Source organism: Archangium sp., from assembly GCF_045802675.1.
GTDB lineage: Bacteria > Myxococcota > Myxococcia > Myxococcales > Myxococcaceae > Archangium.
Genome location: NZ_JBJMQO010000042.1, coordinates 244,753 through 264,759 on the forward strand (window position 1 = coordinate 244,753; position 20,007 = coordinate 264,759).

Annotated in this window: 16 protein-coding genes; 8 read left to right on the forward strand and 8 right to left on the reverse strand. The window is 70.7% G+C overall.

Features of this window, described 5'->3' with window-relative positions; genetic code table 11:
* The first annotated feature begins 378 nt into the window (after window positions 1–378).
* On the forward strand, window positions 379–2,379 hold the full coding sequence (locus tag ACJ8AN_RS13400) for a Hint domain-containing protein (protein ID WP_407755714.1): 2,001 nt from the start codon (window positions 379–381) through the stop codon (window positions 2,377–2,379).
* An 85-nt stretch (window positions 2,380–2,464) separates the two neighbouring features.
* Here ACJ8AN_RS13400 and ACJ8AN_RS13405 read toward each other — a convergent pair whose 3' ends face one another.
* Entirely contained in the window at window positions 2,465–4,468 is a 2,004-nt protein-coding gene (locus tag ACJ8AN_RS13405) for a patatin-like phospholipase family protein (protein ID WP_407755715.1), read from the reverse strand.
* Window positions 4,469–4,596: 128 nt separating this feature from the next.
* Between ACJ8AN_RS13405 and ACJ8AN_RS13410 the strand changes: the two genes are divergently transcribed.
* On the forward strand, window positions 4,597–4,923 hold the full coding sequence (locus tag ACJ8AN_RS13410) for a CBS domain-containing protein (RefSeq protein WP_407755716.1): 327 nt from the start codon (window positions 4,597–4,599) through the stop codon (window positions 4,921–4,923).
* Here ACJ8AN_RS13410 and ACJ8AN_RS13415 read toward each other — a convergent pair.
* Entirely contained in the window at window positions 4,920–5,798 is an 879-nt protein-coding gene (locus tag ACJ8AN_RS13415) for an alpha/beta fold hydrolase (protein ID WP_407755717.1), read from the reverse strand. The genes ACJ8AN_RS13410 and ACJ8AN_RS13415 overlap by 4 nt on opposite strands.
* 164 nt (window positions 5,799–5,962) lie before the next feature.
* Here ACJ8AN_RS13415 and ACJ8AN_RS13420 point away from each other — a divergent pair, with 164 nt between their 5' ends.
* Window positions 5,963–6,649, forward strand: a complete 687-nt coding sequence (locus tag ACJ8AN_RS13420) for an NTP transferase domain-containing protein (protein ID WP_407755718.1) — start codon at window positions 5,963–5,965, stop codon at window positions 6,647–6,649.
* A gap of 57 nt (window positions 6,650–6,706) precedes the next feature.
* Here ACJ8AN_RS13420 and ACJ8AN_RS13425 read toward each other — a convergent pair whose 3' ends face one another.
* From ACJ8AN_RS13425 to ACJ8AN_RS13445, 5 genes are all read right to left on the reverse strand, one after another.
* Window positions 6,707–7,663, reverse strand: coding sequence for a hypothetical protein (locus tag ACJ8AN_RS13425; RefSeq protein ID WP_407755719.1), 957 nt, complete (start codon window positions 7,661–7,663; stop codon window positions 6,707–6,709).
* A 130-nt stretch (window positions 7,664–7,793) separates the two neighbouring features.
* Window positions 7,794–8,633: a flagellar motor protein MotB gene (locus ACJ8AN_RS13430; RefSeq protein ID WP_407755720.1), complete on the reverse strand. Its 840-nt coding sequence runs from the start codon at window positions 8,631–8,633 to the stop codon at window positions 7,794–7,796.
* A gap of 96 nt (window positions 8,634–8,729) precedes the next feature.
* Entirely contained in the window at window positions 8,730–9,317 is a 588-nt protein-coding gene (locus ACJ8AN_RS13435) for a hypothetical protein (protein WP_407755721.1), read from the reverse strand.
* Window positions 9,314–9,997 (reverse strand): TetR/AcrR family transcriptional regulator, encoded by a 684-nt coding sequence (locus ACJ8AN_RS13440; protein WP_407755722.1) that lies wholly within the window; start codon window positions 9,995–9,997, stop codon window positions 9,314–9,316. Before ACJ8AN_RS13440 ends, ACJ8AN_RS13435 begins: the two co-directional genes overlap by 4 nt.
* 89 nt (window positions 9,998–10,086) lie before the next feature.
* Entirely contained in the window at window positions 10,087–12,669 is a 2,583-nt protein-coding gene (locus ACJ8AN_RS13445; protein ID WP_407755723.1) for an ATP-binding protein, read from the reverse strand.
* 359 nt (window positions 12,670–13,028) lie between these two features.
* Between ACJ8AN_RS13445 and ACJ8AN_RS13450 the strand changes: the two genes are divergently transcribed.
* The 5 genes from ACJ8AN_RS13450 to ACJ8AN_RS13470 all read left to right on the forward strand — a co-directional run bounded on the left by ACJ8AN_RS13450 (window position 13,029) and on the right by ACJ8AN_RS13470 (window position 18,731).
* Window positions 13,029–15,566 carry an ATP-binding protein gene (locus ACJ8AN_RS13450; protein WP_407755724.1) on the forward strand — a complete coding sequence of 846 codons (2,538 nt, stop codon included), beginning with the start codon at window positions 13,029–13,031 and terminating at the stop codon, window positions 15,564–15,566.
* Window positions 15,567–15,972: 406 nt separating this feature from the next.
* On the forward strand, window positions 15,973–16,827 hold the full coding sequence (locus ACJ8AN_RS13455) for an HAD family hydrolase (RefSeq protein ID WP_407755725.1): 855 nt from the start codon (window positions 15,973–15,975) through the stop codon (window positions 16,825–16,827).
* A 56-nt stretch (window positions 16,828–16,883) separates the two neighbouring features.
* Entirely contained in the window at window positions 16,884–17,387 is a 504-nt protein-coding gene (locus tag ACJ8AN_RS13460; protein ID WP_407755726.1) for a hypothetical protein, read from the forward strand.
* Window positions 17,388–17,423: 36 nt separating this feature from the next.
* A complete protein-coding gene (locus tag ACJ8AN_RS13465) occupies window positions 17,424–18,398 on the forward strand; it encodes a hypothetical protein (RefSeq protein WP_407755727.1) in 975 nt (324 codons plus the stop codon).
* Between the two features lie 6 nt (window positions 18,399–18,404).
* The gene (locus ACJ8AN_RS13470; protein ID WP_407755728.1) at window positions 18,405–18,731 is read left to right on the forward strand and encodes a hypothetical protein; all 327 of its coding nucleotides are present in this window, start codon (window positions 18,405–18,407) and stop codon (window positions 18,729–18,731) included.
* 72 nt (window positions 18,732–18,803) lie between these two features.
* On the opposite strand, the gene atpA is transcribed toward ACJ8AN_RS13470, so the two are convergent.
* On the reverse strand, window positions 18,804–20,007 hold a 1,204-nt coding region (atpA, locus tag ACJ8AN_RS13475), incomplete at its 5' end, for a F0F1 ATP synthase subunit alpha (RefSeq protein ID WP_407755729.1).

Sequence of the window (20,007 nt, forward strand, 5' to 3'; positions counted from 1 at the left end):
TCCCGGAGCACCGGGGCGGCCCCTTCGCTTTGCGGGGCGGTGTGGGAAAAGCTTTACCCAATCCTTTCTACAGACATGGGCAGGGGTTTCCTGAAATCCGTTCACGTCCGCCTGGGCGCCCATCCCGGCGGATGCAAGTCATTGTCTGCTGCTCGCGGGTTTTTCCAGATAGGTGTCTTTGTTTAGACATGCAGGGAAATGCTTTTCTCCGCCTGGCTTCACTTCCCGAGAGGAATCCCCACGTTGCTGGACGAACGGGCGAGATGAGCGATGGGCACTCCCGAAGCACCGCGGCCCCCCGCTCTCCTCCCCACGTTCGTCCTCCCGGGTGCCCGGGAGGAGCCGATTGCCGCTGTCGTCCCCTAGAGGTGAAACCCCATGAACGTGTCTTCGAAGTCCTCCTTCCGGGCGCTCCCGCGTCTGTTCTCGGCCCTGGTGGGCCTGACGATGTTGGGCGCCGGTTGCAGCCAGCAGAAGGCGCCCGCGCAGCCGCAGGAGGCGGAGCGCCAGGCCATGGCCGCCGAGTCGCTCCACATGGCCCGGCTCTATTCGCAGTGGCAGCAGCAGGTGGAAGCCCAGGGCCAGGGCGGACACAAGAAGGCGGGCGGCAGGCAGATGCCCATCGACCTCGCCGATGACACGCAGTACGGCTTCGTGAAGGACCGCCTCAAGGCGGCGGGCAACACCCCGGAGAACTCGCCGCAGCTCTTCCGCCGCCTGGACAAGGCGCGCAAGGACAAGAAGAGCGGTGGCCCGAGCACGGCCCGCGAGGACCTGCTCACCGCCACGGGCGCCGTCGAGTCCAAGGACACCGAGTGGTGCGGCCACCTGCTGCCGCTCACCGACGTGGACACGGGCAGCTCCACCGAGGCCCGCTTCCAGGCCACCAGCCTCGTCTCCTGCTTCAACGGCTCGGACTACGCCTACGCCGACGTCACCGCCTTCGCCACCAACCCCGAGCAGACGCAGTTCCGCGTGCTCGGCACCCAGTCCCTCGAGGAGTACGCGGGCACGGTGCTCGAGACGCCTCCGGTCGACTTCCGCATGCAGGTGGGCACCGGGGAGATGCTCGTGGTGGACTCGGTGGCCATGGCCTTCGACGAGGCCACCGGCGAGACGCACTTCTCCTACGCGATGACCGAGTCGTCCGTGGTGGCCACCGGCGTCATCAACATCAACAACCTGGAGTTCTCGCACCCCCGGGAGCTCATCGGCCGGCACCTTTCGGACAACCCCATCCGCACCTGCCTCGAGCGCGGCGCCATCGCCGGCTTCATGGATTGTGATTACACCTCGGGCAGCAAGGACCCGGCCACGGGCGTCTTCACCCCCTTCGGCCGGCCCTACACGGGCCTCGCCGCGGTGGATGCCGAGGTCAGCCTGCGCACCGACATCTGGACCGCCGCCCGCAACTCCTACTGGGAGCCCGCGGGAGGCTATGACACCTCCCACCTCTACCTGCCCATGCGCGGCGAGTACCTCGTCACCGTGCCCGAGGACTGCACCGTCAACTCGCTCGACAGCGATGTGGTGATCGTCCTGATGGAGAAGGGCGGCGTGTGCGCCGCGGGCAAGGACCCGGGCACGAGCGTCGCCAAGGGCAGCATCCCCTTCAAGACGCCCTACCGCGACAGCTACTACACCTCGCGGATGCATGCGCCCATCGACGGGCTGGCGGACTTCGGCAAGGACTGCCTGAGCGCGTACCAGACCACCCGCCTGATGATTCGCTCCACCCTCAAGGCCAGCTGCGCCACTTCCCCCGGCTCGTTGAGCGGGCCCTATCCCTACATCCGCTCGCGCTACATGGACATCTACAACGTCGACTGGAACAACGCCTGCCTCGCGCAGGGCACGCGGGTGATGAAGGCGGATGGCCAGACGGTGGCGGTGGAGCAGGTGAAGCGGGGTGACAAGCTGCTGGCCAACGACAAGGGCCTGGCGCTGACGGTGACGGCGGTGTCCCGCGGCGGCGAGAGCAAGCCCATGGTGAAGCTGCGCGATGACCGCGGCGGCGAGGCGCTGGTGACGGCCACCCACCCGATGGTGACGGCGAAGCACGGCGTGGTGCAGGCCGGCGAGCTGAAGGCGGGCGAGGCCCTGCGCACCCGCACCGGCACCGCGACGCTGGTGAACGTGGAGCGCGTGCCCTACTCCGGGGACGTGTTCAACTTCGCGCTCGGCACCCCGGAGGAGCTCGCCAGCGTGGGCCCCGAGGCCCATACGATGTATGCCAATGGCTATCTCGTGGGGGACAGCCTGATGCAGACGCAGCTGGAGAAGCAGCGCGTGCGTGAAGCCAGCGAGGTGCTGACGAAGCTCGACGCCGCCTGGCACGAGGACTTCCAGCGGCACCAGGCCCGCCAGGCGCGCCGCTGAGCGCACCCCCCGGCCCTGGCCGGTGAGGGTTTCCGAGGGGCCGTTCCGGGCACACCCGGGGCGGCCCCTTCTGTTCTGGCCCGGCTCAGAACGGGAGCCAGGAGGGCTTCACGCTCTTGGGATTGCTCAGCGTGTAGGCCAGCTGCGACTTGAGGTCCCCGTACGCCTGGTTGTCCAGGTACATCGCCTCGATGCGCTGCTTGCCCACCTTGAGCTCGATGGGCTTGCCGCCGTCCGCCGGCTTCGCCACGAGCATGTCCCCGCCCGTGTAGCTCACCTGGTAGTGCTTGCCCTTCACGTCCACCGGCAGGTCGAAGCGCACGTCCTTGGGCACGTTCGCCGAGTAGTTCGTCCCCTTCGAGCCCGGCACCCTCAGGTCGTCCAGGAAGTTGCGCAGGAAGCCCCGCGTCACCTCGCGCGACTGCCCGTCCAGCGCCGGGTCCACCTTGGCGTCGTAGCCGAACTTCAGCGTGCTGTCGCTCTTGCTCGGGTCGTTCAGGTCCCACGTGGGCAGCGACAGCATGAACTGGTTCGACTTGGGCTGCGTCCGGTCCAGGTAGTCGTTGTAGTCCGACGCCGAGTCCTTCATCAGCGTGTAGCCGTTGAGCGCGTTCCACAGCACGTTCGTCGTGTCCAGGTTGCCCCCGGGCAGCGGCTTCGTCGTGTCGCTGTGGCTCGCCGGGTGGCCCGAGGAGCGCGTGGAGAGCGACGCGCCAATCTGCGGCAGGTCGTTCTTGTTGTAGCCCATGGGCAGGTTGTCCAGCGCGCCGCCGTCCGTCAGGTGCATCCGCCGGCCCGTGGTGGGGTCCACCACCTGCACCGGCTCGAAGACGCCCGGAATCGCCATGGAGGCGCGCACCGCCAGCGCCACCGGCGTGTCCGGCGTCGTCTCCTGGCTGAAGACGAAGATGCGGTCCTTGGGCGTCGTCATCCCGCCCGAGCCCGCGCCGGAGTCGTAGTCCTTGGTCGCCAGAATCTGCAGCGGCACCTTCAGGTCCGCGAACGTCACCGGCCGGTCCGTGATCCCCGTCAGCCGGCGCAGCTCCTGGTCCACCAGGTCGAAGGCCTTCTGTCCATTGAGGAGGCCTCCGTCCTTCATGTCCAGGTCCCAGTCGTACAGGTCGCTCAACCGGGGATCCTTCGCCAGGGCTTGAATCTCCGCGGGGCCCGCGCCCGAGGCCGCGAACGCCGCCGCGATGGAGCCCGCCGACGTGCCGCTCAGGCTCGTGGGCACCACGCCCAGGTCATACATCTCCGCGAGCATCGCCCCGTAGCGCTTGCCCTTGCCGCCGCCGCCCTGGAGGCTCAGGTGCACCCCCACCGGCTCTCCGTCCTTCACCGGCATGCCCAGCTCGGCGCGCCGGGCCGCCACCGCCGCGCGGTATTGCTCGGGCGTACGCGCCGTGCGGACCGACGAGCCCTCACCCAGCTTCAGCTCGCGCGGGCCCTGGCCGAAGAGGAAGTCCATGGGCGCGGGGGGCTTCGTCACCGGGGTGCCCGTGGGGAAGCGGCTCGCGTTGAGCTTTCCGCCCGGCAGCTCCTTGGCGAAGAACTGCGGATCCACCCACAGTGCGCCCGGACGCGGCGCGGTGGTGCGGGTGTAGCCGTAGTCCGCCTTCAGCTTGCCCTCGGTCGTGGCCAGCTGCTTCTGGAGCTCGGCGTAGCGCGGGGTGGCGGGGGAGGTCATCCCCAGCTCCAGGGTCAGCTGGCGCACCTTGCCCAGCGTGTCGCGGAAGTCCTTCGTCTGTTCGACCAGCTGCTTGCCCTGATCGTCGTGCACCTTCGGAGGGAAGATGCGCTCGAGCACGTTGCGCAGGTCGCCGATGTCGACCTTCTTCAGCGCGTCGAGCGGAATCTGAAGCGGCTTGCCCGTGAGGGTGATGCCCGCCCAGGGCGTCGCTCCAGCCGGACGGTTCAGCGCGGGCAGCTTCGCCTCGAAGGCGTCCACCACCTGATGGACGTGGGTGTTGACGCTCTGGGCCGCGTGCTGAAGCGCCTGGCCCACCTTCGCGAGCGGGTTGGAGGGAGCCGTCTCGGGCTGGCGCCGGAGGGGGGTCGGGATGGACGAGCCAGTGGGCTTCACGGACATGGTGGAGGATTATCTCTCAATCCCCGCGAAAGTTGCTGGGGGGGGCCCCGGAGGGAGGGGCGGGCGCGCGGCAGGGGGATTGCTACGGCGGGGGAGGGCCCACGTGGGCTCTCATCCTGGAGGTAGCCGTGACGCACCGCACCGCCGAGCCCCAAATCGTTGCAATGCCTGACATCATCCTCTATCCGCGGGATACGGTGATGCGCGCGCTCGAGGTGATGCACCGTTACGGCGTGCACCTGTTGCCAGTGGTGGATGAGCGACACGGGGAAGTCCTCGGCCATGTGTCCGAGGAAGAACTGCACCGCATCTGGTCCACGCTCCCGCTGGCCCGCATGTCTGAAATTCTGACCGCTCGCGCGGCCATCGCTTCGGAAGGAATTGCAGAGGAGCGGCCGTCGCGGCTGGTGTTCGTGCCCGGCGGGCAGGGCTCGCGCTCGAGCTGGGTGCACTAGCGCGCGTCCGCCACCCGACGAAGGGCGGCGACGACATCCCCGGGCACCTCCTCCTGGAGGAAGTGGCCGGCGGCGGTTTCGGTGACTCGGGCGCGCGGGAGGGCTTCGCGGTGACGCCGCAGTGCCCGGCCGAGGATGGGATCCTTCACTCCCCACACCAGCTCCACGGGCCCTGCGAAGGAGCGGGCCCAGGCCTCGCCCTCGGTGAGCTCCGCCACGGTGGGGTGCTCCGGGTGGTTGGGCACCATGCGCGCCAGCGCGAGCGGCGCCGCCCTGTCCCTCACATGGCGCAGCGGCCACGCATAGGCCCTCGCCACGTCTCCCGAGATGGAGGCCGGGTCTCCCTGCGTGCGCCCGAGAATGGGCAGCGGGAAGTTGAACAGCCGGAAGGCCACATCGCTCACCAGCGGCAGGTGCGAGAAGCGGTGGAAGGCCGTGGTGCGGAAGCGCACGGGCGCGAGCAGCGAGGTGTTCATCACCACCAGGCCCGTCACCCGGCCGCCCGCACGCGCCGCCATCCACGCGCCGATGGGGCCTCCCCAGTCCTGTACCCCGAGCACCACGTCCTTCAAGTCGAGCGCCTGGACGAATTCCAACAGGGACTCGCCGTGGCGCCGCAGCGTGTGCGCGGACAGCTCGCGCGGCTTGTCGCTCAGCCCCAGGCCGATGAGGTCCGGCGCCACCACGCGCAAGCCCGCCCCCGCCAGCCCCGCCATCACCTTCCTATAAAGGAAGGACCAGGTGGGGTTGCCGTGCAGCAGCAACACGGGGCGTCCGGTGCCCTCGTCCACGTAGTGCATCCGCCCGAAACGCAGCGGGAGGTAGTTGGAGCGATGGGGGTAGAGCCGGGTGATGAAGCTGGGAAGTTCGCTCATGGGCGGAAGAGCCTCGCACTTCCGTGCATGGTGAACACCTTGGCTGTTCCAAGTGCCGTGTTCTCGACGACCTGCCCCCGGGTGCGCGGCGAGATCGCTCGACGCTTGCCAGCCTTGGGCAGGTCGCCCCCACGCCAACCGGTGGGGGCCTGAGGAGGCGTGGCATGAAGGCAGTGGCAATCATCCTCGCCGCGGGGGAGGCCAGGCGGATGGGCTACCCCAAGGCGATCCTCGAGCACGAGGGGGGTAGGAGTTTCCTCCAGTCGCTCGCGTCGACGTTTGGCAAGGCCGGCTGCTCGGTCATCGGCGTCATCGGCAAGGAGGCCGAGGCCGTGAGGGAGCAGCATCCCGCCATCCACCTCGTGGAGAACGAGCGGTGGCAGGACAGTCAGCTCGGCTCGGTGAAGGCGGGACTGGAGGCGGCATTCGAGGACGGCGCGGACGTGGTGCTCCTGCACCCCGTGGACATGCCCTCCCTGCGCGCCACCACGCTCAAGTCGCTCATCAAGGCCATGGGGGACTCGGTGGAGGCCATCCGCCCCGAGTTCGAGAACGCCGCGGGCTTCCCCATCATCCTCTCGCGCGGCGCCGCCGAGCGCATTCGCGACCGGGACTCGGGGGAGACGACGCTGGAAGGGGCCATCAAGGCGATGCAGGTGCGCCGCATCCCCGTGAAGGACCCGGGCGTCGTCGTCAACATCAACACCCCGGAGACGTACGAGCGGCTGTTCGGCTCGGCGCCCAAGCTGGCTCCGCCGCCCAAGCGCCGGGGCAAGAAGGAGGGCACCCCCGTGGGGACCTCGGCCGGCGCGCCCATGGAGGCCGCCTCCGAGGGTATCTCGGGCAAGTGAGCCCGCGCGGCCCCCACCCTTTTCCTTCACGCGGGGAAAGGGGCGGGGCGGGCCCGGTCAGATGTTCAGGCCGAGGCCCGCGTAGGGGCCGCTGAAGTAGTCCCGGTGGAGCTGTCCGTCCACGTGGCCCGCGTCATCCAGCATCGTCACCCGCCACCCGCCGCGCAGCGTCAGCACGCCCAGGTGCAGGGCGAGCCCCGCCTGCCCATCCACCTGGTGGTAGGGGATGAGCACGAGCTGCCCGCGGCTCTCCACGTCGAGCGCGCCCACCAGGCAGTGCTCGAAGGAGGCGGCCACGCTCGGGCCCACGAAGGTGGCGTCCGGCGCGCGCGCAATGGCCATGCCGAGCTCTCCGCGCAGCCGCCCGTGCTCGCTCGAGTACAGCGCGAACGTCAGGTGCCCCGAGTACAGGCCAATCCTGTCCACGCCCGACGTCCCGTCATCCGCGCGCAGGGTGAGCGAGGAGACGGCTGCGGACACGCCGAACCACTCTCCCTCGATGCCCAGGTTCACCCCCAGCGCCGAGCCCTCGCCCAGCGCCTGTCCCTCGACGCCGAAGCGGAGTAGCACCTTGCTGCGGTTGCCCTCCTCCACGCGCTGCTGCTGCTCGGCGACGGGCGGCCGGTACGAGTACATCGGCGGGCTGCCCTCCTCGTTGACGGGGGGGGTGGTCTCGACCGTCGCCTCGTAGGCGCGCACGTGCTCCGCCGTCTCCGCGACGTCCGCGACGAAGGAGATGATGTTCAGGATGGCCCCCACGGTCCTCACCGCGCCAGAGCCGCTGTGGCCGCTGGAGCCGCCGTGGTGGCTGCTGGAGCCGCCGCTGCTGCTGCCACCGCTGTCGCTCGAGCCCACCGGCGTGGCGTCGTGGGTCTTGCTGTCGCTGCTGGAGCTCGAGCTGGAGCTCGAGCTCGAGGAGTTGGAGCGCTTGCCGAAGCGGGCCTGCGCGGTGCCGGAGTGGAGCAGCAGGCCAGTGGCCAGGGACGCGCACAGCAGTTGCCGGAAGTGGGGCACGGGATTCTCCAGGGAGGGAACAGGAGTGCCGGTGGGTGAGCAGGGCCTCGGACGGACGGCTGCTCGAACTATTCACGGCCTTTTTTCCCCGGAGGTCCTCGATACCCTCACCTGGGATTGTTTCGTTTTGTTACCGCGGATTGCCCTGGCGCTTCTTGGCCAGACGTTGATCCGCCGGGGGCGCGGGCGGCGCAGGCTTCAGCGGCGGCGGCGCGGGCATGAGCTGTAATTCCAGACGCCGGTTGCGCTCGCGCGCCTGCGGCCCGTCATCCCAGACCACCGGGTGGTACGCCCCGTAGCCCGCCGCCACCAGCTTGTCCGGCGACAGCTTCGTCTTGTCCCCGAGCAGCCGCACCACTGTCACCGCTCTCGCCGCCGACAGCTCCCAGCTCGTCGGGACGGGTGCTGTCTCGGGCGTCTCCGGCGTCGCGTCCGTGTGCGCCGCCACCTGTACCTGGTGTCCCTCCACCGCCAGCTTCGCCCCCACCCGCGTCAGCAACTCCACGCCCGCGGGCGTCAGCACCGCCTTGCGCGGCTCGAACACCACCCGGTCCGCCAGCTCCACCCGCAGCCGGCCCTCGGACTCCTCCAGGAAGGCCTCGCCCCGCTCCAGCTCGTCCTTCAGCAGTGGCTCCAGCTCCGCGCGCACCGCCTCGCGCCTCGCGAGCCACACGCCCTGCTCCCCGGCCCGCTTGTTGAGCGCCGCGTTCTGCGTGGCCTGTCCCTGCTGCTGTTGCTCCAGCTGCCGCAGCCGCCGCGCCATGCTGTCGCGCAGCACCTGCAGCTCCGCCACCCGCGCCTCGGACTCGGCGGACTCGCGTTCCAGCTGCTCCACCCGCTTCAGCAGCGAGGAGATGGAGCGCGTGGCCAGCCAGCCTCCCAACACCGACAGCCCCAGGCAGCCCGTGAGTAGCAACCACGGCAACCGCACGCGCCGGCGCTTCTCCGCGTCGCTCGCTGCTCGTTCCATCCGGGCCCCTCCTCGGTGCTCGTGGTTGGAGCCGCGAGACTTTCAGGGCGCTCGGGTAGGTCTCAAGGGGAAAGGGGTGGGCCTCGCGCGCGCCGTTCAGTGCAAGAGGCGGGAGAGCGCCCACGCCCCGAGCGCCAGCGGTGCCAGCGTCAACGCCGCGCCCACCGCCGAGGTGAGCAGCGCCGCCGCCGACCACGCCGCGAAGCTCCACCGGTCCTTCCCCGTCGGCGCGGGCACCGGCGCGTCCATCCCGTGCGCGCGCTGCATCTCCTCCACCGAGCGCCCCAGCAGTGCGTCGCCGTACTCGCTGCGGTAGAGGTTTCCCGTATGCCGGCCCCGGTAGAAGGCGCTCGCCACCCGGCGCGGCATGAAGAAGAGCCCCGCCCCCATCCCCGAGAGGTTCAGCAGCCACGCCACCCAGTGGTCCGTGCATCCGCCCCCCACCTCCCAGGCGGAGATTTCGCACTCGCCCGGGAAGTCCGTCCGGTAGCCCGTCAGCACGTGGTGCAAGTCGTGGAAGCGCAGCGCCCGCACGCGCTCCGCCGAGTTGGGGAACCAGAAGGGCACCGGCCCCACGTCCACCCGCACCCAGCGCTCGTCGTAGTTGCCGCCCTGCCCGAAACCGTTCTCCTCGAAGTAGCGCTCGCGCGCCTCCCGCATCGTCAGCGTCGCCTCGTGGCTCATGACTGCCTCCGTTTCCTGGGAGCACCTGGTGCGCCCGCTCCAAAGCCCCGCAGCTGCAGCGCGAGCGCGCGTTCGAGCACCGGCCGCCAGCTCTCTCCAGGTCCCAGGGCCCCGGACAGCCAGGCGATCAGCGTGGTGAGGTACAGCGAGAAGAGGTTGAAGCCGGCCATCTCCCAATCCACGTCGGGCGAGGCCTCGCCGCGCTCGCGCGCCGCCACCACCAGCTCCGCCAGGCGCGCCGCGAAGGCCCGCTCCAGGCTCGTCCGCTCGAGGGTGGGAGCCGGCCGCAGGAAGAGCAGCTCCCGGATGAAGGTGCGCGCCAGCTCCGGCTCCTTCGCGTAGAAGGTGAAGAAGCCCTCGAAGAGGTGCAGCAGTTGTTCGAGCAGGGGGCCCTCGCGCGGCAGCGTGCGGAAGCGCTCCTCCTGCACCGCCTGCACCCGCTCGGCGAGCACCAGCAGCAGCAGCTCCTCCTTGGTGCGCGCATAGAGGAAGAGTGTCCCCGCCGCCACGCCCGCCCGCTCGGCGATTTCGCGCGTCGTCGTCTCCGCGAAGCCCTTCTTCGTGAAGAGCTCCCGCGCCGCCTCCCGGATGCGCTCCAGCTTCTCCTGCTTGTTGCGCTCCCTCAGTCCGAGGGCCTCGGCGGCTTCCGGGCGGGCGCGGGCCTTTCGCGAAGTGACCATGCTCATTTATGAGTATGCTCAGTTCTTGGAGGGTGACGCAAGCCATTCGTCCCGGCGGGCGGGCCCGAAGGGGGGCGGAGGAGGGGGCTTCAGCCGAGCGGCAGGCGGAGGCGGAAGAGCGCGCCCTGGCCCGGTGCGCTCTCCACGGACAGCTCGCCGCCGTGGGCGCGCGCTATCTGCCGGGCGACATAGAGGCCGAGCCCCAGGCTCTCGCGCGAGTGCTTGCCCGAGGCGCGCTGGTAGCGCTCGAAGACGCGGGCCTGGGCCTCGGGGGAGATGCCGGGGCCGCGGTCGCGCACCTCGAGCACCGCCATGTCCTGCTCGCGCGCCACGCTCAGCTCCACCGGCTGGCCGGACGCGTACTTCATCGCGTTGGACAGCAGGTTCATCAACACCTGCTCCACCCGCAGCCGGTCCACCTTCGCCACCAGGGGCGTGTCCGCGAGCACCACCGGCGTGCACCCGGCCTCGGCCAGCTTCTCCTCGAAGCGCACCACCAGCCGCCGCACCACCAGGGCGAGGTCCACCTCCTCCAGCTCCAGCTCCAGGTGCCCGGTGGAGATGCGCGACACGTCCAGCAGGTGGCTGACGAGCTGCTCCAGCCGTTCCGTCTGCCGCCGCGCCGTCTCCAGCGAGTGCCGCAGCCGCTCCTCGGTGGGCGCCCGGCCCGAATCCACCGCCCGCTGCAGCGACATGAGCTGCAGGCTCAGCGCGGACAGGGGCGTGCGCAGCTCGTGCGTGGCGATGGCGACGAACTCATCGCGCGCGCTCACCGCCTGCTCCGCCTGCTGGAAGAGCCGCGCGTTGTCCACCGCCAGTGCCGCGCGCCAGGCCAGGTCCTCCACGAAGGCCAGGTCCCGCTCGGTGTAGCGGCGCGCCGGGTCCTGGCTCACCAGCGTCAGCACCCCCAGCGAGCGCTCCCGGGCGATGAGCGGCACCATCATCACGGAGCGCGGGCGCAGTTGCTCCAGGGCCTCCCGGTGCGCGTCGTCGACGGAGGCGTTCTCCTCCATCAGCTCCTCGCTCACCTCGGACACCAGCATGGCCCGGCCCGACTCCAGCACCTGCCACACGGGCGAGTCGGAGCGGGAGGGGGGCGCCGCCAGCAGCTGCTCCTCGAGCCTCGGCTGGGTGCCGGGCCGGCGCGCCACTGCCGCCACGCGCTCCAGGTGCTGGTTGCCCTCGGCGCGCACGTCCACCAGACAGAAGTCCGCCATGCGCTCGGCCACCAGACGCGCGGTGCTCTCCAGCGTGACGCGCATGTCCAGCGAGGTGGACAGCCGCGTGGTGGCATCGGCGAGGAAGCGCAGGGCCTCCTCCACCCGCGTCTGCTCCGTGGTGTCCAGCACCACCACGCCCGTGCCCAGCGTCTCCCCCTCCACCTTCACCGGGAAGAAGGAGGTGCGCACATGAAGCGGCGCCTGGCCCGGGTGCGCCGGCAGCGTGGCCTCCAGGTTCAGCGTCGGCTCGCCGCTCTCCATCACACCGCGCAGCAGCGCTTCCACGTGCCTGGCGGCCTCCAGCTCCGGCAGCACCTCGCGCACGTGCCGCCCCACGTGCTCCTCGCGGGGCTTGCCGTTGAGGGTGGCCAGCACCGGGTTGACGAGCACGTAGCGCAGCTCGCGGTCCACGAAGCCCATGCCCACCGGCGAGGCGGCGAGGAAGGCCTCCAGCAGCGCCAGCGAGGTGTCGCGCGCCCGCAGCGCGCCCTGGGCCTCGTGATACAGCCGGGCGTGCTCCACCACGAAGGCCACGCGCCGGGCGAGCTCCTCGGCATAGCCCACCTCCCGCGGCGTGTAGTGCCGGCCCGGCGTGGTGAGGATGAAGTTGAGCAGGCCCACCCGGCGCCCGCCCACCGACAGCGGCACCGCCATGCAGGCGCTCGGTTGTAGCTCCTCCATCAGCCGCAGGTGCTCGGGCGAGCGCGCGAACGTCGCCAGCACCTCGCGCGGCAGCTCCGGGAGCAGCAGCGAGCGGCCCTCGGTGAAGACCTTCGCCAGCAGGCTCGCGTCGTCCACCCGAGGCGGGAAGCGCATCAGCTCGGAGAGCAGCGCCTGGCGCGAGGGCTCCCGCGCGGTGGCGGCCAGGCGGTGCAGCGCGCCGTCGTCGCCCACCACGTCGATGAGGCACAGGTCGGCCAGCTGGCGTGTGGCCAGCCGCGCCACCGCCTGCAGTGTGCCCTCCCAGTCCAGCGACTCCACCAGCAGGCGCGTGGCCTCGGTGAGGAAGGCCTCGGCGTGCTCGGCCTGCCGGCGCGTGGTGAGGTCCACCTTCACCGCCACCGCTCCGACGAGGGTGCCCCGCGCGTCCCTCAGGGCCGTGGTGGAGTGCAGCACCGTGCGCCGCACGCCGTCGAAGCCGACGAGCTCCAGCTCCTCGTTCACCACCGGTTGCCCATCGCGCAGCGTGCGCGCCAGCGCCCACTCGTGGGGCTCCAGCCGCCGGCTGCTCCCGGGCCAGTAGCCCTCGTAGACGCCGTAGCCCTCCAGGCCCACCCGCGGCAGCGGACCGCCCAGGATGGCCTCGGCGGCGGGATTGGCCTCCACCAGCTGGCCCCGCGCATCCACGATGAAGACGCCCACCGGTATCATCCCCAGCAGCGCACGCAGGTGCTCCCGCTCGGCCAGCAGGGCCGCGACCTCCGGGGCAGCGGTTTGGTTGATGTCGGACATGCCTCCGTGGACTCCCCCCGCCCCCCACCATAACGTCATGTCCGCCTGGGGCGCGCGGACCTCCCCTCCGGAGTCCTCCACTTCGCGTTTCTTCCGTCAGCCCAGCGGGCACTCGGGGCGGTGATTCCCTCCGGCCGGGAAAAAGTCCGGGTCTCCCGCTCCGCGTGCGGGGCACGGCGTCCACCCCCTCGCGCGCGGGGCGGGCAATGGGCGGCCCCGGGCGAGCGCGGCATGGGTGCACGAGGGCCGCTAGTTTGTATCCAAGAGGGCCGCGGCGAGGGCCCGGACCTGGGTGGAACGGCCTCTCGAGGGGCATGCCTGCTCGGCGGGCATCTGGACTGACGAGGGAGAGGCCGGACATGCCGAGGTCGATTGCCAGGCCCGGAGTGCTGGCGGTGGATGACCACCCCACCAACCTCGTGACGCTCGAGGCCGTGCTGGAGCCGCTCCAGGTGCGCGTGGTGAAGGCCACCTCGGGCGAGCAGGCGCTGCGGTGTCTGCTCCAGGAGGACTTCGCGGTCATCATCCTGGATGCCCGCATGCCCGGCATGGATGGCTTCGAGACGGCCCGGCTCATCCGCCAGCGGGCGCGGCACCGGGACACGCCCATCATCCTCATCTCGGCGTGGCACCGGGACGAGTCCTCCATCATCCAGGGCTATGTCGAGGGCGCGGTGGACTACCTCACCAAGCCCTTCGAGCCGGAGGTGCTGCGCGCCAAGGTGGGGCTCTTCGTGGAGCTCTTCGAGCAGGACCGTCAGCTCAAGGAGCGGGCGGCCCGGTTGCGCGATGCCCAGGCCGAGCTGTCGGCCCGCGAGCAGGCGGCGCTCATGGAGGCGGAGGTCCAGCGGGCGCGGCTCCATGCCGCCTTCACGCAGGCCCCGGTGGCCATCGCCCTGCTCAAGGGGCCCACGCACGTCTACGAATACGCCAACCCGCTCTACCAGCGAATCATCGGGCAGCGCGACCTGCTGGGCCGGCCCGCGCGCGAGGCCCATCCCGAAATCGACGGGCAGCACGTCTTCGAATTGATGGACCATGTCTTCCGCACGGGCGAGCCGGTGGCGGGCAAGGCCATCCCCCTCGAGCTCGAGTCGGACGGCCAGCGGGAGACGTCCTTCTTCGACTTCGTGTACCAGCCCGTGTCCCGCTCGGATGGGAGCACCGAGGGCCTCTTCATCTGCGCCTCCGAGGTGACGCGGCAGATGCTCGCGCGCCTGCGGGCCGAGGAGCTGTCGGCGCGGTTGCAGCGGCAGCACGAGGCCCTTCAGGAGAGCGAGGAGCGCTTCCGCTCCCTCACGCATGCGGTGTCCCAGATTGTCTGGACGACGGATGCCGAGGGCCGCGTCTCCTCCGACTCGCCGAGCTGGAGGGCCTTCACCGGCCAGCCGCGGGAGAAGTACCTCGATGTCCGCTACGGCTGGCTGGAGTGCATCCACCCCGAGGACCGGGGACGCACGGTGCGCCAGTGGGTGGAGTCGTTGCGCGGCCGCAAGGTCTTCGAGAGTGAGCACCGGGTGCGCCGCCATGACGGGAAGTACCGCTACCTGACGGCGCGGGGCGTGCCGGTGGTGGGCCGGGACGGCGAGGTGCGCGAGTGGGTGGGCCTCCACATCGACATCACCGAGCAGCGGCGCTCCGAGCAGGCCTCGTCCTTCCTCGCCCGCGCGAGCGCGCTGCTCTCCGCGTCGCTCGACTATGAGGCCACGCTGGGGAACGTGGCGCGGCTCGTGGTGCCTGGCCTGGCGGACTGGTGCGCGCTGGACCTGCAGACGTCGGACGGGGGCCTGCAGCGCGTGGCGGCGGCCCACCGCGAGCCGGACAAGGTGGAGGGGGTGCACGCGCTCCTCGACCACTTCTCGCTCGACTGGAACGCGCGCCGCGGCCTGCCGAAGGTGCTGCGCACGGGCGAGTCCGAGTGGATGCCCACCGTGCCCGAGTCCTTCCTCGGCGAGGGCGCGCGGGACGAGCACCAGGTGCGCCTGCTGCGCGAGCTCGGCTTCTCCTCCTACGTCTGCGTGCCGCTGCTCAGCCGGGGGCGGATTCTCGGGGCGCTCTCGCTGGTGTTCGCCAAGGGGGAGCGCGAGTACGACGAGCGGGACTTGCGGCTGGCGGAGGACCTCGGGCGCCGCGTGGCCAGCTCCGTGGACAACGCCCGGCTCTTCCGCGAGGCCCGCGAGGCCGTGCAGGTGCGCGACGAGTTCCTCTCCGTCGCCTCGCACGAGCTGAAGACGCCCCTCACGCCGCTGCGCCTCAAGCTCCACAGCCTGCGCCAGTCCGCGCGCAAGGGCGAGGTGGGCCAGGACGCGCTGCTCGCCCACCTGGACGTCGCCGAGCGCCAGGTGTCCCGTCTCTCCCGCCTCATCGACAGCCTGTTGGATGTGTCGCGCATCGGCGCCGGCAAGCTGGAGCTCGACTGGGAGGAGGTGGACCTCGCGGAGCTCGTGCGCGAGGTCGTCACCCGCTTCGAGCCCCAGGCCACCAAGGCGCGCTGCCCCGTCACGGTGCACGCCCCCCGGCCCGTCATCGGCCAGTGGGACCGCATGCGCCTGGAGCAGGTGGTGACGAACCTCTTGAGCAACGCGCTCAAGTACGGGGCGGGCAAGCCCATCGAGCTGTCCGTGAGCGGGCAGGCCGGCCACGCGCTGCTCCTCGTGCGCGACAGCGGCATCGGAATCGAGCCGGGCAACCTCTCGCGCATCTTCGAGCGCTTCGAGCGCGCCGTGTCCGAGCGCCACTACGGCGGGCTCGGCCTGGGGCTCTACATCACCCGGCAGATTGTCGAGGCGCTCGGCGGCACCGTCCAGGCGCAGAGCACACCGGGGGAGGGCTCGACCTTCATCGTGTCGCTGCCGGCCCAGGCCACCGCGCACCCCGTGCCCTCGTCCAGTCACTGAGTGTCCAGAAGGCAAAAAAAAGAGGCGGCGAGTCAGGGGAGGGGAGCCTGACTCGCCGCCCCGCCGCCATGCACCCGAAGGTGTTCTGGCGGAAGTGCAGCTCTACCGCGATGTGTGCTCCGGTGCCTTCCCAGGGGAACACCGGAACATGTGGCGCCTGCTTCGCGCCGACAGGGAGGGTTCTAACCGGAGGGTCTGACATCCCCGTGGGCCCCAGCCTCTCCCCGACGCCGGGGCCCACGGTTCCTCCGTCGACCGCGCCCACCGTTCTACACGGAGGGTCTGACACGCCCGCGCCAGCAGTGGTTCCCTGGCCGGCCCCCGTCCGGCTGACGCGCCCCGGCTTGATTCCAGGGGGGGAGGGGGCCTATTTCGCTACCTCCTGCGACAGAGAGGACTCAGGACGATGGCGATTCGATGCGTGGTGCTGGATTTCGACGGGACCTTCACCGACGTGGCGGCGGAAGGGGCGCCCTTCGTCCAGCACTTCCGCCGGCGCCTGTCGGAGGAGCTCGGCCGGGACGTGATGGAGGCGGGGTGGGCCCAGGTGGAGCACGAGGTGCGCACCAGCAACGAGGAGCACGGCTGGGAGGTGGGGGGCCGCGTGGTGGCGCCCGCCCTGGCGGACCCGTACCTGCTGGCCAACTTCGTGGCGCGGCGGCTGTGCGACCGGCTCGGGGTGATGCAGGACAAGCCGGCGCGGGCGGCGCTGCTCGACACGCTCTACCGCGAGGCCTACGCGCAGGTGGGCATGGCCTTCAAGCCCGAGGCGAAGGAGGTGCTGGAGGCGCTGCTGGACACCGGGCTGCCCATCCACGTCGTCACCAACGCGCACACGAAGACGGTGGAGGAGAAGCTGACGAAGCTGGCCCCGCGCGGCCGCGAGCGTCTGCGCGTCTCGGGTGACGCGCGCAAGTTCCTCATCGAGCCCCCCACGGCCTCCGACGCCATCTTCGACGCCCTGCCCGAGACGGTGCGGGTGGAGGGGGCGCTGGTGCGTCCCATCTACCTGCGCCGCGGCCGCTACTACGAGGCGCTGCGCCTCATCTGGACGGAGACGGACACCTCGCCGGAGACGACGCTGGTGGCCGGCGACATCTTCGAGCTGGACCTGGCGATGCCCGCGGCGCTCGGGGCCAGCGTGCAGTACGTGGCGCGCCCCAACACGCTGGAGTACGAGCGCCGGGCGATCGAGGCGCTCGGGGCCCGGGGCGGCATGGACCCGAGCCTGCGCGCCATCCTCCCGCGCCTGCGCGGCTGAGCGGCGATATGCGCCGGTGGCGCGGGCGTTCCCTGGCGGGATAGGAGTCACAAGGAATGCGTCACCTCCGATTGCCAGGTCTGGTTCTCGCCGCCGCGGTGGGCTCGAGCGGCTGCGCCATGCTGTCCCCCTCGCGAGAGCCCATTGCCTTCAAGAAGTGGCCCTCCAAGCCGGCGGATTGCGACTTCGAGGTCTTCGAGGAGGACCTCGAGCCGCGGCGCCCCTTCGAGGTGCTGGGCGCGCTGCCCTTCGAGGGCAACGAGTGGCTGGGGGAGAAGGGGCGCAAGGAGGTGCTGCGCGAGACGGCGTGCAAGGCGGGCGCGGACGTCGCGCTGCTCTCGCGGGCCTATGAGCGCAAGGTGGGCCGGGAGCGGCTCCGCTCCTACGACGTGCGCTTCGCCGTCTACACGGACGTGCCGCCACCGCCCGAGGTCCAGGCCGAGCGTGCGGCGGCCAACACGCCGCCCCCGCCGCCGCCGCGGACTCCAGGCACGGTGGTGATTCCGTCCTCCGAATGGACGGAGGATTCGGAGGGGACGGCCATCATCCGGCAGCAGTAGACTGGGAGGCCTTCGTAGCCACACGCGGGAGGGCCAATGAGAGGCATCCGAGGCTGGGCGCGGGCGGTACCGGGCACGACACTGGTGCGCACGTCGGCGCTCGCGCTGGCGCTGCTGACGGGGTGCAAGACACCCGGCAGCTACCGCGAGCCCGTGGCCGTCTTCCAACAGGGCAACGCCGAGGCCAGCTCCGCGCTGGGCCAGTACTACTCGGAGCTCAACCGCTTCGAGAGAGACTTGTACCTCGACGAGCGCCTGTACGACACCGGGCTGGAGGTGCTCGCCACGGACGCGTCGGGCGGGCCCACGCCGCTGGTGGGCAAGCTCTTCTCGCCCGAGTCCATCCAGGCGCGCATGGACGCCATCGCCGTGCTGGGCGTCTACGCCGAGCGCCTGGCCACCCTGGCGGGCGCGCAGAACGCGGGCAAGCTGCCCGAGGGCGCCACGGCGCTGGGCACGCAGCTGGGCTCGCTCGGCCAGAAGATGCAGACGCTGGCGGGCAAGGGGGACGCCTCGGCCAGCCGCTACGTGGAGCCGGTGACGACGCTGGTGGGCGTGGTGGCCTCGCTCGTCGTCGAGGCCCGGCAGGGCCAGGCGCTCCAGAAGGCCGTCGAGCAGGGCTCGGCCCAGGTGGATGCCATCATCGGCCTGCTGGAGAAGGACATGGTGGAGGTGCTCGGGCCGCAGCGGCTCACGGGCGCCCGGCAGGCGCTGGCCTCGCGGGTGATGTTCTACAACCTCCACCGGGAGAAGCTCTCGCTGGCCGAGCGCCGCGCGGTGCTCGACGACATCCGCCGCGCCTCGGATGACTACGAGGCGCTGGTGGTGGCCAACCCGGTGGAGCTGGCCCGGGCGCTGCGCGACGCGCACGAGGCCCTGCTGCGCTTCTCCCGCGCCGAGCGCAAGGTGGAGTCCTTCGAGGAGCTCTCCGCCGCCATGCAGTCCTTCCAGGGCCGGGTGGAGACCGCCGCGGCCGCCGTGAAGCGCATCCACGAGCCCCCGAAGGAGTAGCGTGCCATGGTCTTCGACACCCAGACGTTGACCCGTGTCATCGAGCGCTGCTTCGACCTGTCGATGAGTGGCGCGCTGCCGCAGGAGACGCGCGTCGCGTACCTCACCCAGGGCAAGCGGCTGCGCGAGCTGCTGATGCGGTTGTTGGGCGCTCGCTTCGACGCGGGCTCGGCCGAGTTCAAGCAGGCCACCGACGCCATGCACGAGACCAACCACGCCCTCGAGCAGGCGGCGGCGGACCTGGAAACGCTCACCAAGGCGGTGGGCCGGGTGGCCGAGCTCGCCGGCTACCTGGACAAGGCGCTCGGGCTGGCGGGCCGGGTCATCACCTGAAAACACGAAGCCCCGCGTCCCTCGAAGGGGAGCGCGGGGCCCGGGTGAAGCGTCCGCTTCCGGTGGTGCCCGTTACACCTTGGCGCCAGCGGTGGGCTGGAACACGTCGTTGAACTCGGTGAGGACCTTGTTCAGCGTGACCTTGATGTCGTCGGTCAGCGCGCCCTTGGTCGCGATGTCCTTGGCCAGCTGCGGGTAGCGGCCGTCGGCGTACTCCATGAACTCGCGCATCCAGCGCACGATGTCGGCCACGGGCACCTGGCGGATCCACCCGCGCTTGTTGGCGTCGTCGCGGTTGGTGGCGGCGTACAGCTGCATGACCTGCTTCTCGACGGGCATGGGCTCGTACTGGCCCTGCTTGAGCACCTCCACGAGGCGGGCGCCGCGCGCCAGCGTCTCCTGGGTGGCCTTGTCGAGGTCCGAGCCGAACTGGGCGAAGGCGGCCAGCTCGCGGTACTGGGCGAGGTCCAGCTTCATCGTGCCGGCCACCTGCTTCATGGCCTTGATCTGCGCGGCGCTTCCCACGCGGGACACGGAGAGGCCGACGTTGATGGCGGGGCGCACGCCCGAGAAGAACAGGTCCGTCTCGAGGAAGATCTGCCCGTCGGTGATGGAGATGACGTTCGTCGGGATGTAGGCCGACACGTCACCGGCCTGCGTCTCGATGATGGGGAGCGCGGTGAGGGAGCCGGCGCCCTCGGCGTCGGACAGCTTGGCGGCGCGCTCGAGCAGGCGGCTGTGGATGAAGAACACGTCGCCCGGGTACGCCTCGCGGCCCGGCGGGCGGCGCAGGAGCAGCGAGAGCTGGCGGTACGCCACGGCCTGCTTGGACAGGTCGTCGTACACGATGAGGGCGTGCATCTTGTTGTCGCGGAAGTACTCGCCCATGGCCACGCCGGCGTAGGGGGCGAAGAACTGCATCGGCGCGGGGTCCGAGGCGTTCGCCGTCACCACCACGGTGTACTCCATGGCGCCGTGGCGGGTGAGCTTCTCCACCAGCTGGGCCACGGTGGACTGCTTCTGGCCGATGGCCACGTACACGCAGAAGACGTTCAGGCCCTTCTGGTTGATGATGGCGTCGACCGCCACCGCCGTCTTGCCCGTCTGGCGGTCACCGATGATGAGCTCGCGCTGGCCGCGGCCGATCGGCACCAGGGCGTCCAGGGCCTTGATGCCCGTCTGCAGGGGCTCGTGCACGCTCTTGCGCTTCACGATGCCGGGGGCCTTCACCTCGAGCTTGCGGAACTCGGCGGCCTGGATGGGGCCCTTGCCGTCC